This window comes from Bradyrhizobium sp. 160 (assembly GCF_023073735.1).
GTDB lineage: Bacteria > Pseudomonadota > Alphaproteobacteria > Rhizobiales > Xanthobacteraceae > Bradyrhizobium.
In genome coordinates, this window is the sequence record NZ_JADPKD010000007.1 from 21,539 (window position 1) to 37,377 (window position 15,839).

A 15,839-nucleotide genomic window follows, 5' to 3' on the forward strand; every position below is an offset into this window, starting at 1 on the left:
CCTATTCGCTATTCGCCATTCACCATTTGCCTCCGCGCCACCGCTAGCCCCATCAGCACGAAGGCCGACGTCACCTCCGGTCCGCCAACCAGAATTCGCGTCGGCGTCTTCATCTTGTTCCATTCATAGGCACGGAACGGGCCACGGCGGCCGCCTTCGCCGATGGCATCGACGATCACGTTCAGCGCCGGCGCAAAGGCGCGCGGGTCGGCGCCGAGATGGCCGAGCGCGATCAGCGCCAGTGCGGCGTCGAACGCGTTCATCTCCGCGGCCATCAACTCGCCTTTGACGTAGGACAGCACGCGGTGGCGGATGAAATCGAAATCGCCGTCGGGATCGATGGCGGCCTGGGCCGACAGTGGCAGCGCCAGGAACGCTGCGTAACAACGGCCGAAATAGGCACTGTAGAGCTCCGGCAGATAATAAATGTGCGAGCGCGGATTGGCGAAAGCGCCGCTGGCCGCCAATCGCTTCTGGAAACCGATGATGCGATGCACAGTGGCGAGCCGCGATGGCGTCTCAAGAATCTTCCAGCGCGCCAGGTTGCGAAAGCTGACCTCGAGAACGTCGAGATTGAGCGTCGGATCGAGATCGTTGCCGTAAGGACGCTCGCCCGCGAGATTGTCGATCCAGGTCGCAATGCCACCCTCGTAGTCGATATGGTCGTTCAGCGGCACCGTCACGCGCGGCGCGTTGACGCCGGCGCGGACCTGGTAGCCGGCGTAGAAATCCAAGAGCGGCTGGTCGATGATCGGATCGGTGCAGCCGGCCTGCGTCGCTGCCGAGATCGAGCAGGCCGTGGTGTCGCAATCCGGCACGTAGATTCCGAAGCCGAGATCCTGCTTGATCTGGGCGAAGAAGCGGGAGAAGCGCGGATGCGGTGCCGGCGCGAGCGCCGTGATGACATTGAACCGCACGCCGTCGATGCCCTCGACCTCCTCGCGGCTGATATTGATGCAGAAATCCACCATGTCGGCGATCGCGCGCTCCGCCGCGACCTTGTCGGCGGGTGAGGCCAGCCCGGTCTCGACATAGCTCAGCAGCGCCTCGATGAAGAACGCATCGTAATAGGCCGAGCGGTGGCGGATCTGCACCGGCTCCCACATCGGCTCGGCAACCCCTCGCCAGGGCGGATGGACCACGGCGCGCGCCGGCGAACGCGCGATGAAGACGCGGGCGAGGTTGAACAGCAGCGAGGAGTTCTTGTAGCCGCGCGCGTTGAGGCCCGTGAGCGCCATGATCAGCTCGCGTCCGCGACAATCGGGATCACCAATCAGGTTGAAGGCGGCGTAGGTCGGCAGGAAACCGTTCTTGCGGTACGAGCCGAGCAGGTGCTGTGCGCAATCGCGGATCACGCCATCGATCTGCGATTGTTGCGGCGCCTTGCCGACGAACATGGCCGGCGGCGGCCTGGGATGGTCGAGCGCGATGCTGTCGACGAGATCGGCCACGGGCTGGCCGACGGCCGCCCAGTCGGGCTCGGCCTCGTCGCGGGCATGGGCAAGCGCTTGGCGCAGCGCCGCCAGCCTCGCTTCGTCGCGCAGCTCGGGCAGTCCGGCCCGTCGCAGCAGCATCCGTAGCGCGGGATTGCCGAGCGCAGTCTTGTAGAATTTGGCCAGATGCGGATCGCCGCCGGACGCGCCCGACAAGACGGGATCGCAGACCTCGTAAAGCGAGGGGCCGTCCTTCCGCGCCGTCAGCGCCCGGCAGGCGGCGCCGGCAAAATATTGAAAGCTCATGAAATACCTGGTCGCGGGGCATTGGCCGGGGGCCGGCCGGCGCGCTCCCAGCCGCGCGCCACCCCCTGCAAGTCGTTGAAAAAGCTACCCGGATTCGCAGGAAATACAAATGTGATGGGAGTCACAGAAAAAGCCGGGACGAAGGCTGCCTGATGCCGCTCCGGAAGGCTACGGGGAGCAAAAAATGGAGAAACCCAGGCCTGAGAATTATCTAACATCTTCAGTGACTTAGCTCAAAATTTGAGCAATCTATTGCCCGGGGGCCTATATGCGGTTAAAGGTTTGTTTGGTGCGGCGCCGCAAATTGCGCGCAATTCGGGGGCACATCCCCGGCCGATCCCTCAAACCTAAAGACGCTATCGCGCTACTCAAACAGTGTGCGCGCGCTTGGCTGGTCTTTGGCACAGGAACGAACCGAGATGAATGTAAGGCAGCTCGACCTCTCCAGACGCACGATTGCCGTCGCCGCCGCCCTCATCGGCACGGTGTCGCTCGTCATCGGCGCGCATGCTGCTCTCAACATGCGGGCGATCGATGCGGCCAAAGCCGTCTCGACCGACCAGATCACGGGCTCGATCGGCCATGCCACGCATCTGGCGCTGGTCATCGGCAATGGACATTATCCTGACGCCAACGCGCCGCTGACGCAATCGATCAACGACGCCCGCGCGCTCTCGTCGTCCCTGCGCAAGAACGGCTTTGACGTCGACATGGTGGAAGATGCGACCAAGGACGACATGGTCCGCGCCGTCAACCGCCTGAAGTCCCGGATCAATCGCGACAGCGTCGTCATGCTGTTCTTCGGCGGCTACGGCGTGCAGGCCGGCCGCGAGAGCTACATGCTGCCGGTCGATGCCGTGATCTGGAAGGAAAGCGACGTCCGTCGCCATGGCGTCTCCATCGACGGCGTGCTCGAGATGATGAAGGAGCAGGGCGCCAAGGCCAAGCTCGTCGTCGTCGACGCCTCCCGCCGTAACCCTTACGAGCGCCGCTTCCGCTCCTACAGCCACGGCCTCGCGCCGATCAGCGCGGCCGACAACGCCTTGATCCTCTCCTCGGCCTCGCCCGGCAAGGTCGTCGACGACGGCAAGGGCGAGCACAGCGTGCTCGTCAGCGAGCTTCTCAACAACCTCAATGCGCAAGGTAGCAGCGCCGAAAGCGTCTTCAACAAGACCCGCGTCGCCATCTCCCGCGCCAGCGAAGGCGACCAGGTCCCGAGCATCTCATCGTCATTGCTCGAGGACATTCGCTTCGGCGAAGCCGGCGGCTAGTTTTTCTTCTTCAATCTCTACTTCGCCGCTTCCGCGCTCGCCATCACCGGGCGCACCGGATCGCCCTCGCGCAGCAGCGCGCCGGCGCGGGCGACGACGACGTCGCCATCGTTGAGTCCGTCGCGGACCTCGATATTGCCGCCCGACATCAATCCGATCTCGACGCGCTTGGTCTCGACGCGGTTGCGGCGGATCACCTGCACCACGGTGCCGGCCGAGGAATATTGCACGGCTGTCAGCGGCACCGCGACATTGCAGCTCTGTCCGGTCTTGATCAACGCGCGGCCGCTCGCATTCAGCAACAGGCGCTTCTGCGAGGAGATGCCGATATAGACCATGCCCTGCTGGATGTTCGGCTCGACGGTCGGTCCGATGCGGCGAATCTTGCCATCGATGTCGTCGGCGCCGGCAATGCGCACGGTGGCCTGCTGGTTGACGGCGAGCTTGCGCATGTCGGTGGTCGCGACCAGGCCGACCAGGTCGTATTCGCTGCGCGCCACGATCGTGAACAGGGCCTCGCCCTTGGCGGAGGCGAAATTGCCGATCTGCGCGGTCGACGTGGCGATCACGCCCGCCACGGGCGCGGTGACCTGAAGCGTGCCGCCTTCCGGCAGCGCCAGCCGCGCCAGCACCTGGCCGGCGGTGGTGGTCTGGCCGGCTTCCGCCAGCACCTCGGTCACCTTTAGGCCCGGACGTTCGGGCCGCACCGACGTTTCCTCGCGCGCAATGATCGTGCCGGTCGCCTCGACGATGTCGGAGAAGCAGGATTTCGCGACCTTCAGCACCGTGACCGCCGGCCCCTTGGGGGCATCGTCCTCGGCGGCTCCGGCCGGATATTGGCCGAGAGCGAACACTCCGGCGATGGCTGCGGGAAACAGGCTTCGGGCAACGGCACGGGGCAAATGACGCATCGAAAATTCCACGGGGTTATAGCCCTTCAATCGATAGCAGATGGCAACGGGCTGGACTACGGCAGCGTTGTCCCACGGCGGGGTGCCACACCGGCGCGGGCCGCCGCGGCAAGTCCTGATTAGTCGCGGGATTGGAGATCAGGTTCGCTCCCGCCGAATGGGGCAGGTTGCGGCGCAGGCCGGCCGCGCCTCCTTCACGGCAGGCTCAGAAACTCCACCCAGTTCGGCTTCTTGCCGGTGGGATAGGATTTCAGCTTGGCGAGCGCGCCGCTGCTCTGGTCGATCGCATAGACCGTCATGCCGTCGGAGAGTTCGCCGACCGCGGCGAGATAGCGCCCCGAGGGATCGACGTTGAAGCCGCGCGGCTGCTTCTCGGTCGGCACGCTGCCGATCGTGGTCAGCTTGCCGCTTGTTGCATCGACCTTGTAGGCGGTGAGCGTGTTCGTGGTGCGCTCTGAGGCGTAGAGGAAGCGCCCGTCCGAGGTGATGTGGATGTCGGCCGCCCAAGGCTTTCCGTTGAAGCCCTCGGGCAGCGCGGTGGTGCGCTGGGTCTCGGTCCAGGCGCCGCTCTTGGCCTCATAACTGAACGCCGCGACGTCGCCGTTCAGCTCGTGAACGAGATAGACGAACTTGCCGTTGGGGTAGAACACGAAGTGCCGCGGCCCCGATTTTTCCGGCACCTTGTGGGCCGGTGGATCGCTCGGCGTCAGCGTGCCGGTCGTGGCGTCGAACGCAAAGCTCAGCACCTGGTCGGAGCCGAGATTGGTTGCGAACACGAAGCGGTTGTCAGGCGAGGGCAGGAAGGCATGGGCGTTCAGCCCGGTCGGGATTATCTGCTTCGGCTCGCCGGCGACGCCGTTTGCGCCAAGCGGATTGAGCGCGACCTTGTTGCCGCCATAGGAGGCGCTGAACAGGAATTTGCCGCTGCGATCGACGGCGATATGGGCCATGCTGTCGGCGAGCGGCCCGTTGCCGATATGGCTGAGCTGGCCCGTCTTGGGATCGATCGCGAAGCTCACCGCAAGGTATGGCTGCGAGCGGATTCCGGCGATCAGCACGCGCTTGTCAGGCGTGATCGCGAGCGGCGTCGAGGAGCCCGACTTTTCGATGCCGGTAAAAGCTGCCGTCTGCACCGGTGTCATCTCGCCGCTCTCGGCCATCTTGAACACGCTGATGTCGTTGCTGTCGGCGTTGCCGACATAGGCGAAGGTTTCGGCCATGCCGGCACGGACTCCAGGAATGAGGGCGAGAAAAGCCAGGGTGGTGGCGATCGCAGCGCGCGGCAGGCGCGGCGCGATACGTCGGGTCGGTCTCAACATGGTCTCCTCCTCAAAGCCGGTGCGGCATTGTCGTTTTGCCGTCGAGGATAGCGGGAGGCGCGCCGTCGCACCAAATTCCAGTTGGGATTGATCGATGCCGAAATTGTATCGGTGGCTCAGGATGGCTACCGCACCGCCGCCGTCACGCTGCGGGAGGGCAAATGCGGGCCGGGCGGGCGATTAGGCGGCCCGAGCACGGTCCATACGGTGACCGCAAGCAGCCCGCAGGTCAGGATGGTCCAGGCGATCAGTCGTGTCCGCATCAGCCCTAATCCGCCGGTCGAAATCGCGATGCCCCGGGGCAACGATCGTGCACCGCAAACCGCGGCGATCCTATGACCTCGTTCACAGGCGAACCAATGCCGTCCCAGCGCATTGAAGCATCATGCCCCGTGAAAACGATCTCGAAGGCGAGCCCGATATGGGCGGCAAGCATGGCGGTCAGAAAGGCCAGCCCAAGCCGCCGTCGCGTCCGCTTGAGGGCGAGCGCGACGAGGACGTCGTGGCAAAGCGCCACACCGGTCAAACCGGTCGCAGCTCCCCGCCGACCAAACAAAAATAGCGCCGCATTCGCACCGGGAACGGCAGCCTCGCCTTGCCGTTATCCCGATCCCGCGAGCGGAGGAGATCGAAACGGAGGGCTGGCACGTGTTTTGGATCTATTGGGACACCGCCTGGTCGCTGATCATCAGCGGCATCATGTTCGCCACCATCGTCGCCCACCCCGACGCCGAGATCGCCGAAGTCCATGCCGCAAAAGGCCTGATGTGAGCTTTCGTCCCTCCGGGACGTCATCCTGCATGCTGCGCGAAAAAGCGCGATGAGATCGGGATGTGATCGTCACCGCGCGTCCTTTCGTGTTCGAGCATGATCCTTACACCGGCGCGCACTCGCTTTCGGATCACGCTTCGTCATTCTCGCTCCCTGACCGAGTCGAGCTTCAAGTCAATCGCGTTCGATCGCATTCAGCCGCATCACGATCGTTCGATGCCAATGACCCCACGGACATCGCGGATGGAGCGGCGCGTAATGAGCGCGCCGCTAAGCCGCCGCGGCCTGCGCCGACAACAGCTGCTTCAGTTTCGCCGCCGGCACGGCCGGGCTGAACAGCCAGCCCTGCATCTGGCTGCATCCGAGCTGTCGCAGCACCTCGCGCTGGGCCTCGGTCTCGACGCCTTCGGCGGTCGTCGCCATGTGCCGCGCGGCGGCCATGTGCACCACCGCCTGCACGATCGGGGAGGAATCATCGGGCTCGCCGATGTCGCTGATGAAGCTGCGGTCGATCTTGATCTTGTCGAACGGGAAGCGGTGCAGATAGCTCAGTGACGAATAGCCGGTGCCGAAATCGTCGAGCGCGATGCGCACGCCGAGCTCGCGCAGCTGCTGGAGGATCGTCAGCGCCTCCTCGTCGTCGCGGATCAGCACCGTCTCGGTGATCTCAAGCTCGAGCCGCCCCGGCGCCAGCCCCGATTCCGCGAGCGCCGCGGCGACCTTGAGCGCCAGCGTCCGCGATCGGAACTGCACCGGCGAGACATTCACGGCGATGTGGATCTGGCCGGGCCAGCTCGCGGCCTCGGTACAGGCCTGCTTCAGCACCCATTCGCCGATCTCGCTGATCAGGCCGGTGTCTTCGGCGACCGGGATGAAGTCCGCGGGCGAAACCATGCCGCGCTCGGGATGGCGCCAGCGCAGCAGCGCCTCGCAGCCGGTGACGACATTGGCCGCGAGGTCGACCAACGGCTGGTAGTGCACCTCGAACTCGCCGCGCGCCAGCGCCTGGCGCAGATCGAGCTCGAGCTGCCGGCGCTGCCGCGCCTTGGCGTCGTATTCGGGCGAGAAGATGCGAAAGGTGCGGCGCCCTTCCGACTTCGCGGCATACATCGCAAGATCTGCGCGCTTGAGCAGGTCGTCGATATTGTCGCCGTGATCGGGCGCGATCGCGATGCCGATGCTGGCATCGGTCGGGATCTCCTGGCCCTTGCAATTGACGGGTGCTCGCAGCGCATTCAAGATCGTCTCCGCCAACGCGGCCAACTGAGCCTGATCGTTGGTGCCGGCCTTGATGATCGCGAATTCGTCGCCGCCGAGCCGTGCGACCATGTCGTTGCCGCCGGCGCAGGCGCGCAGGCGGCTTGCGACCTTGCGCAGCAGCTCGTCGCCGACCTCATGTCCGAGCGAATCGTTGACGCCCTTGAACTCGTCGACGTCGATATAGAGGATCGCGAACGGCTTGCCTTGGCCGAGTTCGGCGACGCGGCGCTCCAGATGGCCGCGCATCAGCACGCGGTTGGGCAAGTCGGTCAGCGCGTCGTAATGCGCCATATGCGCAATGCGCTCGTCGGCGCGGATGCGCTCGGTGACGTCGTCATGGGTCGCGAGCCAGCCGCCGGCCGCGCCCGGCTGGTTCTTGATCTCGATCAGGCGGCCGTCGGCGGTCTCGACGATGGCGCTCTGGGTGCGCCCGATATGGCTCAGGATATCGTCGCAATAGGACTCAACGTCGCCGTGGAACGAGCCGGTGTGGTGGCGATGCCGGATCACGTCGCGGAAATGGACGCCTGGCTTCACCACGTCGGCGGACAGCGCGTACATCTCGATATAACGCCGGTTGCAGACGATCAGCCGCTCGTCCTGATCGAACATCAACAGGCCCTGCGTCATGGTGTTCATCGCGGTGTCGAGTCGTTGCTTCTCCAGCGAGAGCCGGTGCGTCACCTGGCGGAAGATCAGATAGAGCGTCAGCACGAGCAGCCCGATCGACAGCACGGCCACCGCGACGAAGAACTTCGTCTGCGTGCGCCAGGTGGCCAGCGTTGCATCCAGCGACTTGGTCGCGACCACGACCAGCGGCTCACCGGTGAGGAGGCGCGCGGCGACGATGCGGTCCTTGCCGTCGATCGGGCTTGCGAGTTGGGTGGTGACGAAGGTGCGCTCGAACACCGCCATCTGCTCGGGCGTGCCCTTGCGGAAGTTCTGCCCGATCATGTCATCGACATGCGGGATGCGTGCGAGCAGCTGGCCGTTCTGGTGGTGCATCGCAATCGAGGATTCCTCGCCGAGCCCGGTCGAGGCGAAGAAGGATTCGAGCTGCTCCGGCGCGATCGCGCGCGAGACCAGCCCAAGGAATTCGCCGTGCGGGCCGGAGACGCGCCGCGCGAACACGATCGCCGGTCCGTTGCCGAGCCGGCCCCGTACGATCTCGATCTCTTCCTGCGCGGCCGGATCGTTCTTGAGGCGATTGAAATAGCCGCGGTCGGCCACCGAGATCGCGGCAACCGGCCAGCGCCGCGACGAATTGATCAGCACACCCTCGGAATCGAACACATTGGCGCCGGCGACGTCAGACCAGCCGCTGGCCTTTGCGCGCAGCACCTCGTGCAGGGCGAGCGTGCCCATCTCGCTGCGGAAGACGTCAGCGGATTCGATGCCATGACTTTCGAGCTCGGCGATGATGCTCTTCTGGAGCACCGCAAAGTCCTCGAACTCACGGTCGAAATGCCGGGCGAGCAGGCGGACGGAGTTTTGCAGGCTCTCGCGGCCGCTCTCGATCGCATTCTGCCGGAAGCGGTCGACGGTGAGCGCGGTGCCGACGGCGGTCGCGGCCATCAGCACGAAGCCGCCGACGATCAGCCATGTCAGCGGTGCCCCGCGCCAACGGCGCAGCAACGCGCGCATCCGCGCGGTCCATCCAATCGATGTGCCCATCCAGCCCTCCCGTGGGACGCAAGATGCAGCAAAACCGCCAAGACCCCGTTACCAGCGAGGGTTAGGAAAGGATGAATTGGAGCGCGCGAGCCGGCGCCGGTTCATCCGGGCGCGCCTGAGCGGAGGCTTGTCATCCCAATGATCGTCTTGCTGCCGCAGCCAAATCGGCGCAATTTGCCGCGTCCGCTGATTTGCGGCCCAGGTTCTGACCAAGGTTCGTTTCCGATGATCACCGCATCCAAGGCCTTCATTGCATTCTGTCTGCTCGCGGTGGGCGGTACCGCGCTGGTGATCGGCCCCACCGACCTGCGCCGCGTGCTGCTGACGGGCGAGGCGAAAACCGAAGCCGCCGCCAAGCCGGAGGCAAAGGTCGAACCCAGACCGGAACTCAAGCCGGAAGAGCCGAAGCTTGCCGCCAGCGCGCCGGCCGCAACCGCCTCGCCCGAGCCGAAGGCGGGCGCGTTGGCCGAGACGCAGAAACAGGTCGCGGCGCTGGCCGATCTCGCGCCGGTCAAGCCGCCGGCGGCTGCGACCGATGCGGGCCCCCGTTTCGACGTTGCGCGGATCGACGATCATGGCGAAGCCGCGGTGATCGCCGGCCGGGCCACGCCGGGTGCGAAGGTCGAGCTCTTGCGCGACGGCAAGCCGCTCGATTCGGTCGTGGCCGATGCGTCGGGGCAGTTCGTGATGACCCCGCCGCAGCTTCCGGCCGGTTCCTATGAGCTGACCCTGCGGGCGAAATCGACCGACGGGACCGTCACGCAATCCGCCCGCTCCATGCCGGTGACGATCGCCGAAGCCGCGCCGCCGCCCGCGCGCCCGGTACCGGCCGCGCGGCAGGAAGCGAAACAAGAAGCGAAACAAGCGCCGAACCAGGCCGAGAAACCCGACGACAAGCCTGATGTCGTGGCCTCCTTGCCCTCGGCGTCGCCGCGCCTGGCCTCGGCACCCGACGGGCCCGCGGCTCGGCCCAGATTGACTGGCGCGCCGAAGCCGAAGGTTATGGCCCGGGCGCCGGCAGCGACTGCAGTGGCATCGGCTTCGCCGGCGGACGCGCTCAATGGTGCACCGGCGGAAGCGGGTGGCAGCCGCGTGATCTCCCGCGGCGACAGCCTGTGGGCGCTCAGCCGGCTCGCCTATGGTGACGGCGCCCGCTACGCCGTGATCTTCAACGCCAACCGCAACAAGATCCATAATCCCAATTTGATCTATCCCGGCCAGACCGTCGTGATGCCGCCAAAGGCGCAGTGAGGCGGTTCTTCTTCTTTCTCTCTTCTCTGCGGCCATCCTTCGAGACGCCCGCCTCAGGCGGGTCCTCAGGATGAGGAGATGAGCGCGGCAGCAGTTTCAACGGGCACCGATGCTGCCTAGCCTCGTCCTTCGAGACCACCGCTCCGCAGTCCCTCAGGATGAGGCGAATTGGCGTCGGAGCTGTTGAAATGCTGCCGCACATTCCGCCCTCATCCTGAGGAGCCCGCCAAAGCGGGCGTCTCGAAGGATGTGCCGCGAGGAGAGTCCCGGTTCCCGTAAGCGATTGCTTGCTTCTTACCGGGAGAGGTAAGCAGCCACCCGCGACGCTTTGCCCTTTGCCGCTCCGGAACAATCGGTTCCCCCAGGCGTCATTGTGACGCGACGCAATGCGCGCTTGGCGCTGGGAGGAGGCCGAGGTGGTCGGGTCAGCTTTCGTGTCCAGACGCATGGGACTGGCGTTGGCGGGCGCTGCCCTCATGTGTGTGGCAGTGCTGCTGCCTGACAAGGCCGAGGCCCAGTTCGGATTGCGCGGCGGTCCGCTCGGCGTTGCACGGTTTGCCGTCGGCCACATGATCGGCATGTCGCGCTTGCGCCATGCCCGCATGGCGGTGCGCGGTGGCCGATACCGTTCGGCCGCGCTGAGGTCGCAGGATCCCCGCGGCGCCGAGCGCGGCCAGCCTGCCAACCCTTACGTCCTGCGTGCGGCGCTCACGGCGCAGGCTGCGCTGTCGGGCTGGCAGGGCGGTCGCCGTCAGCAGGGATGGTGGCGCCATCCCGACGGCAGCTATGGCTGGGTCGGTCCGGTGTTCTGGCCGTTCGCGCATGATGATCTCACCACCGCGATCATCTTCGGCGACACCACCAGCCTCTCGCTCTATGGCTATGGCGACATCTATGCGGCGATCTTCGCGCCCTACGTCGCCACCGAGCTTGCTGCCTACGTCGCGCCGCAAGGCCGGGGCGCGCGGCGAATTCCGTCCGCGGAGACTCTTTGCGAAGCCAGCGACGCCGGCAGCCTCCCCGTCGAGCGGATCACTGCCGCCGTGGCGCCGAACGAATTGCAGCGCACCGCGCTCGACGAGCTCGCATCCGCCTGGAACGCCGCGCGCGACACCATCCGTACCGCCTGCCCGACGCAGGCCCCGGCCACGGCCGCCGAGCGCCTCGGCCTGATGCGCGAGCGGCTCCAGGCCATGATCAAGGCCATTGACGCGGTCGCGCCGCCGCTTTCGAAGTTCGTCAGTCTCCTCAATGACGACCAGAAGACAAGACTCAATGCGCTCGCCAATGAGCGTCGCGCCGCGCTAGCGGCGGCTCTGCCCAAGGACGCGCCGGCGGCCGCCGCCTGCAAGCCGGACTATGATCCTCGCTATGACGAAAAGGCGCAGCGCCAATACGAGCAGCTCGTGCAGCAGCAATGGCCCGTTGCCGAGATTGCTTCCGCGCTCAAGCTCGACGAGGTCGCCCGCGCGCGCCTTGACGTGCTCCAGGACACCACTCTGCGCACCATGGAGACACTGAGCGCCTGCCCGGCGGAGGCCGCCGCGACACCGCAGGCCCGCCTCGCCGCCGTGAAGGCGCGGCTGGAGACAATGCTGCAAGCGGTCGGCGGCGTCAGCGATGCACTCGACGATTTCGAGGCGGATCTGAGCGACGAGCAGAAGGCCGGCTTCGAGGCGATCGGGCCGAAGCGGGGGGCGTGAGCGCCCAGCTCCAAGTATCTGCAACGCAAATGTCGGCGATGCTGCGCACCACAGACAATCCATGCCCGTCTTCGAAGGCCTGCCGTCCTGCAGATCCTGCGATGAGCCCTGTGCTCCTGCCGCGGCACTCGGATGTTCTTCCTTAGGCGACGAAGGACGCCGGACGCATCGATAAGTCGGCTGCTGGGCCTCTCGAAACTGGATGATATCCAGGCCGTGATATACAACAATTTTTGTATATCATGAGGGTTCCATGCTCGTTTGCAAGTGGGGAAATAGCCTGGCCGTTCGCCTGCCCAAGGCACTCGTTGAGGCTCTGAAGCTTTCACCAGGCGACGAACTCAATGTGGTGGCAGCCTCGAAGGGCCAGCTCGCAGTGGAGAAGATCGACAAGCGGGCGGAATTTCTCAGGCAGGCGGAGCAGTTCCAGTTTGCGCTGCCCGAAGGCTACAAGTTCGTCCGCGACGAGGCGAACGAGAGGTGAGCGCCTTCTTCGATAGCAACATCCTGATCTACGCCTACTCGACCGACGCCCGGCGCCAGCGGGCGCTGACTACGATCGCCGGCGGTGGCGCCATCAGCGCGCAGGTGCTGAACGAGTTCACCAACGTGTTCCGCAAGAAGCAGAAGCAGGGCTGGCTCGTGATCGAGGCAGCTGTGCAATCCCTCCGCTTTCGTTTCCCCGACATCGTGCCGCTGACATCAGACACGCACGCTGCGGCGCTTGCGCTTGCCCGCGATCACAGCCTTGCGTTCTATGATGCTCTGATCGTTGCCGCGGCAATCGAGGCCAGCTGTGACACGCTCTACAGTGAAGACCTGCAACATGGCTGCAGCATCCGCGGGCTCACCATCGTCAATCCGTTTCTTGGGGACACGCCGTGAACGCTCGCGCCAGCACGGCCTCGCGGATTTCTGGGTCATCGGGCGCTCCGCCGTCATACCGCACGACGATGTCAGCGCCATGCACGCGATAATCCTCCGGCAGAAGAAGCGTGAAGCCGTGCATCAGCGGATAGCCGCTGACCGGATCGAGCGGCCATTGTTCGCTCGTGATGCCCGGCGGCAGCCAATAGACCCAGCCGTGATCGCGCGCACGTCGGCGGGACGGTCCAGCATCTGCAAATCATACGCACGCGTAGGCAAGGCAAACGCCACGATCGTCTCCATCCGATTCTGACCTCGCCGTTGAGGCGATGGTCAGTCGCGAGGAGGCGGGATGTGGTTCGTGGGGATGCTGCCATCCTCCCAGTGTTTTGCCTGACGTGTCAAACCACGCCACCACCGGCGCGAGGCCCTCGTAAGTCATTGATCTTGCAGCCCCCGCCTACTGTGCATGGGGTTGTTTTCGCACTTTTGTTTTGGCTACCCTCGCCGCCGCACCGCGGCCGCATCCACCACGTTCTCCACCTCCTCGCGCCAGGACAAGATCTCCATCGCGAGCACGGGGTGATTGAAGCCCTTGAGATGGAGATCGTCGAGGGCGCGGGCTTCGACCCAGGGTTCGACCATGCCGTAGACGCGGCGGCTCACCACGATCTGGTTGGGCTTGGCCTCGCCGCAGAGGCGGGAGGCGAGGTTGGTGACGCTGCCGATCGCGGCATATTCCAGCCGCTGCTCGAAGCCGACCTGGCCGAGCGTGGCATAGCCGAGCGCAATGCCGATGCCGAAGCCGAGGCTATGGCCGCGGTTGCGCCAGCGCTCGGTCAGCGGGCCGATCGTGTCGCGCATCTCCACCGCCATCTTCACGGCGCGCTTGGTGTGGTCCTCGAATTGAATCGGGGCGTTGAACAGGATCATCACGCCGTCGCCGGCATATTTGTCGAGCGTGCCCTCATACTTGAAGATCAGCTTGCCGAGCGCGGCGTGATATTCGCGCAGCACGTTCATCGCCTCTTCCGGCTCGGTCGCTTCCGTGAACGCGGTGAAGCCGCGCAGATCGCAGAACACCACGGTCACCTCGCGGCGCTGGCTGGTGAGCAGCCCCTCGGGGCTGTCCGAGGAGGCGATCAGCTGCGCGACCTGCGGCGCCAGGAAACGCTCGAGCTTGCGGATGCGCTCGATCTCGCCGAGCTGGGTCTTGACGCGCTCCTCCAGCGACTTGTTCCAGTCCTTGAGCTGCTCGGTCTGCTCGCGCAGCTTGTCAGCCTGGGCGCGCACGGTCTCGTTCGCCGCCTCCAGCGCGCGGCTCTTGTGGTCGACCTCGGTGAACAGCCGCGCATTGCGCATCGCCAGCACCGCCTGGTTTGCAAAGGTGCGCATCAGGCCGATGATGCTGGGGGCGAAATCGCCGCTGGCACGGCGCAGCACCACCAGCGAACCGAGCGTGCCCTGCTGATCGACCAGCGGCACCACCAGCACCGAATGGAAGCCGGCATTGACGGCGACGTCGCGCAACGGCTGCTCGAAGGCATGTTCGAGATCGGCCAGCGCGATCGGCTCGCCGCTCACCGCCGCATCGCTCAGGATGTTCTCGCCTTCCTCGATGGTGAGGTGGGCACCGTCGGCCGATTTGCCGATGCCATTGGCCTCGACCAGGCTGAAGCGGCGCTCATCCGCCTCATAGCCGTAGATCAGCACGGCATCGGCACGGGTGATCTCGATGGCGCGGGCGGCGATCGTCGGCAGCACGGCATCGAGATCGAGCGAGGAGGCGACCGCGCGGCCGACCTCTTCCAGCACCTTGAGCTCGTGAATCGACTGCGCGAGATCACGGGTGCGCTCCTCGACCTTGGTCTCCAGGTTCGAATAGGTCTCCTGAATCTGATCGGCCATGCGGTTGAACTGGCTTGCGAGGTCCTCCAGCTCGTCCGAGGTGCGCACATCGATGCGATGACTGAAATCTCCCTCGCCAAGCTTATGGGCGCCGTCGCGCAGCGCCGTGATCGGGATGATCATGCGGCGGGCGAGCAGCGTGCCGGCGAGGATCGCGACCATCAGGCCCATGCCGATCAGGAGCGCGATGCGCACGAGCTGGTCGCGGATCGGCATCAAGGCCTGCGTGGCCGGCTGCTCGAACAATACGCTCCAGCCGAGCTTCGGCAATGTGCTCGCGGCGCTCATCACCGCATGGCCGTTGAAGTCGGTGCCCGACGTGTCCGGCTCGCGGCCGGGCGCGATCGCGGCCGCGACCTGCGGCAGTTTTGACAGATCCTTGCCGACATCAGGCCCTCTAGGGGACGTCGCCAGCACGCGGCCGCGCGGGTCGACCACATAGGCAAAGGCGGCCTTGCCGACCTGGGCGTCGGACAGGAGCTCGGAGAGGAAGCTGAGATCGATCTCGGCGACAGTGACGCCGGCGTTGAAGCCGGAATGCGCCACCGAGATCGACATGTAAGGTGTCCGGTCGGCGAACCAGGCCGGCGCGTAGCTGACGCCGCGGGCGACGGTGTCGGTGAAGCGCATGTCGCGGGAGAGGTCGGCATTGCTCCCCGTCGTGGTCGACTGGCGCGAGACGCGCAGCACCTCGCGGCCCTCGCCGTTGAGCTGGAATAGCTGGCTGACGACCGAGACCTGGTGCAGGAGCGACGCGTAGTCGGCACGGCGCTTCTCGAGCGTATCCTGGCTCGCCCGCGTCACCCAGCTGATCTGGCGCTCGAGCTCCGAAATCGACTGCTCGACCCGCCGGGCGGCGCCTTGCGCCTTGTCCTCCAACCCGTCGATCAGCTGTGTCCTGGTGGCGCGATAGGAGATCCAGGTCTCCATGGCACCGTTGACGGCGAGCACGAACACGACGAGGCCGACGAGGGAGACAACGTATTTGGCGAACAGGCCCTCGCGTAAAAACCGTGTCTTGTCGTTCGCTCCTACCATCCCGATCCTCTCGCGCCGCCATTGACGCTGCGCGCTACGGGCCCTACCGGCGCTGGCAGCCTTCTACCACAATTCGGGCCAAGGATTGCCAAGGCGGCCGGCCGAGCCGCCGTTGTGGTTACCCGCT

The 15,839-nt window shown here is 65.5% G+C and carries 13 protein-coding genes; 7 read left to right on the forward strand and 6 right to left on the reverse strand.

Going from position 1 to position 15,839, the window contains the following annotated elements; all coding sequences use genetic code 11:
• Positions 1–8 precede the first annotated feature (8 nt).
• Positions 9–1,739, reverse strand: coding sequence for a hypothetical protein (locus IVA98_RS02550; protein ID WP_247303997.1), 1,731 nt, complete (start codon positions 1,737–1,739; stop codon positions 9–11).
• 419 nt (positions 1,740–2,158) lie between these two features.
• Between IVA98_RS02550 and IVA98_RS02555 the strand changes: the two genes are divergently transcribed.
• A complete protein-coding gene (locus IVA98_RS02555; RefSeq protein ID WP_247303998.1) occupies positions 2,159–3,010 on the forward strand; it encodes a caspase family protein in 852 nt (283 codons plus the stop codon).
• Positions 3,011–3,027: 17 nt separating this feature from the next.
• Here IVA98_RS02555 and IVA98_RS02560 read toward each other — a convergent pair whose 3' ends face one another.
• From IVA98_RS02560 to IVA98_RS02570, 3 genes are all read right to left on the reverse strand, one after another.
• The gene (locus IVA98_RS02560) at positions 3,028–3,921 is read right to left on the reverse strand and encodes an efflux RND transporter periplasmic adaptor subunit (RefSeq protein ID WP_247304001.1); all 894 of its coding nucleotides are present in this window, start codon (positions 3,919–3,921) and stop codon (positions 3,028–3,030) included.
• A 194-nt stretch (positions 3,922–4,115) separates the two neighbouring features.
• A complete protein-coding gene (locus tag IVA98_RS02565) occupies positions 4,116–5,240 on the reverse strand; it encodes a lactonase family protein (protein ID WP_247304003.1) in 1,125 nt (374 codons plus the stop codon).
• A 125-nt stretch (positions 5,241–5,365) separates the two neighbouring features.
• Positions 5,366–5,503, reverse strand: coding sequence for a hypothetical protein (locus IVA98_RS02570; RefSeq protein WP_247304006.1), 138 nt, complete (start codon positions 5,501–5,503; stop codon positions 5,366–5,368).
• 122 nt (positions 5,504–5,625) lie between these two features.
• On the opposite strand from IVA98_RS02570, the gene IVA98_RS02575 reads away from it, so the two are divergent.
• Both IVA98_RS02575 and IVA98_RS36880 read left to right on the forward strand, forming a co-directional pair.
• Positions 5,626–5,802, forward strand: a complete 177-nt coding sequence (locus IVA98_RS02575; RefSeq protein ID WP_247304008.1) for a hypothetical protein — start codon at positions 5,626–5,628, stop codon at positions 5,800–5,802.
• Positions 5,803–5,888: 86 nt separating this feature from the next.
• Positions 5,889–6,011: a hypothetical protein gene (locus IVA98_RS36880; RefSeq protein WP_256466467.1), complete on the forward strand. Its 123-nt coding sequence runs from the start codon at positions 5,889–5,891 to the stop codon at positions 6,009–6,011.
• A gap of 270 nt (positions 6,012–6,281) precedes the next feature.
• On the opposite strand, the gene IVA98_RS02580 is transcribed toward IVA98_RS36880, so the two are convergent.
• Entirely contained in the window at positions 6,282–8,945 is a 2,664-nt protein-coding gene (locus IVA98_RS02580) for a bifunctional diguanylate cyclase/phosphodiesterase (protein ID WP_247304010.1), read from the reverse strand.
• Positions 8,946–9,170: 225 nt separating this feature from the next.
• On the opposite strand from IVA98_RS02580, the gene IVA98_RS02585 reads away from it, so the two are divergent.
• The 4 genes from IVA98_RS02585 to IVA98_RS02600 all read left to right on the forward strand — a co-directional run bounded on the left by IVA98_RS02585 (position 9,171) and on the right by IVA98_RS02600 (position 12,784).
• Complete coding sequence (locus tag IVA98_RS02585) at positions 9,171–10,196, forward strand: LysM peptidoglycan-binding domain-containing protein (RefSeq protein ID WP_247304012.1); 1,026 nt, start codon at positions 9,171–9,173, stop codon at positions 10,194–10,196.
• A gap of 476 nt (positions 10,197–10,672) precedes the next feature.
• A complete protein-coding gene (locus tag IVA98_RS02590; protein WP_247333598.1) occupies positions 10,673–11,899 on the forward strand; it encodes a Spy/CpxP family protein refolding chaperone in 1,227 nt (408 codons plus the stop codon).
• 253 nt (positions 11,900–12,152) lie between these two features.
• Positions 12,153–12,383: an AbrB/MazE/SpoVT family DNA-binding domain-containing protein gene (locus tag IVA98_RS02595; RefSeq protein ID WP_247304016.1), complete on the forward strand. Its 231-nt coding sequence runs from the start codon at positions 12,153–12,155 to the stop codon at positions 12,381–12,383.
• Positions 12,380–12,784: a PIN domain-containing protein gene (locus tag IVA98_RS02600; protein ID WP_247333599.1), complete on the forward strand. Its 405-nt coding sequence runs from the start codon at positions 12,380–12,382 to the stop codon at positions 12,782–12,784. The genes IVA98_RS02595 and IVA98_RS02600 overlap by 4 nt, the downstream gene beginning before the upstream one ends.
• A gap of 480 nt (positions 12,785–13,264) precedes the next feature.
• Here IVA98_RS02600 and IVA98_RS02605 read toward each other — a convergent pair whose 3' ends face one another.
• Positions 13,265–15,712, reverse strand: a complete 2,448-nt coding sequence (locus tag IVA98_RS02605; RefSeq protein ID WP_247304020.1) for an adenylate/guanylate cyclase domain-containing protein — start codon at positions 15,710–15,712, stop codon at positions 13,265–13,267.
• Positions 15,713–15,839 lie beyond the last annotated feature (127 nt).

Excerpts from the sequence above, each read along its gene's own strand:
- IVA98_RS02595 (WP_247304016.1), top strand. The coding sequence starts at position 12,153 with ATGCTCGTTTGCAAGTGGGGAAATAGCCTGGCCGTTCGCCTGCCCAAG.
- IVA98_RS02585 (WP_247304012.1), top strand. The coding sequence starts at position 9,171 with ATGATCACCGCATCCAAGGCCTTCATTGCATTCTGTCTGCTCGCGGTG.
- IVA98_RS02575 (WP_247304008.1), top strand. The coding sequence starts at position 5,626 with ATGCCCCGTGAAAACGATCTCGAAGGCGAGCCCGATATGGGCGGCAAG.
- IVA98_RS02555 (WP_247303998.1), top strand. The coding sequence starts at position 2,159 with ATGAATGTAAGGCAGCTCGACCTCTCCAGACGCACGATTGCCGTCGCC.
- IVA98_RS02570 (WP_247304006.1), bottom strand. The coding sequence starts at position 5,503 with ATGCGGACACGACTGATCGCCTGGACCATCCTGACCTGCGGGCTGCTT.
- IVA98_RS02560 (WP_247304001.1), bottom strand. The coding sequence starts at position 3,921 with ATGCGTCATTTGCCCCGTGCCGTTGCCCGAAGCCTGTTTCCCGCAGCC.
- IVA98_RS02580 (WP_247304010.1), bottom strand. The coding sequence starts at position 8,945 with ATGGGCACATCGATTGGATGGACCGCGCGGATGCGCGCGTTGCTGCGC.
- IVA98_RS02550 (WP_247303997.1), bottom strand. The coding sequence starts at position 1,739 with ATGAGCTTTCAATATTTTGCCGGCGCCGCCTGCCGGGCGCTGACGGCG.
- IVA98_RS02590 (WP_247333598.1), top strand. The coding sequence starts at position 10,673 with ATGTGTGTGGCAGTGCTGCTGCCTGACAAGGCCGAGGCCCAGTTCGGA.
- IVA98_RS02565 (WP_247304003.1), bottom strand. The coding sequence starts at position 5,240 with ATGTTGAGACCGACCCGACGTATCGCGCCGCGCCTGCCGCGCGCTGCG.
- IVA98_RS02605 (WP_247304020.1), bottom strand. The coding sequence starts at position 15,712 with ATGGTAGGAGCGAACGACAAGACACGGTTTTTACGCGAGGGCCTGTTC.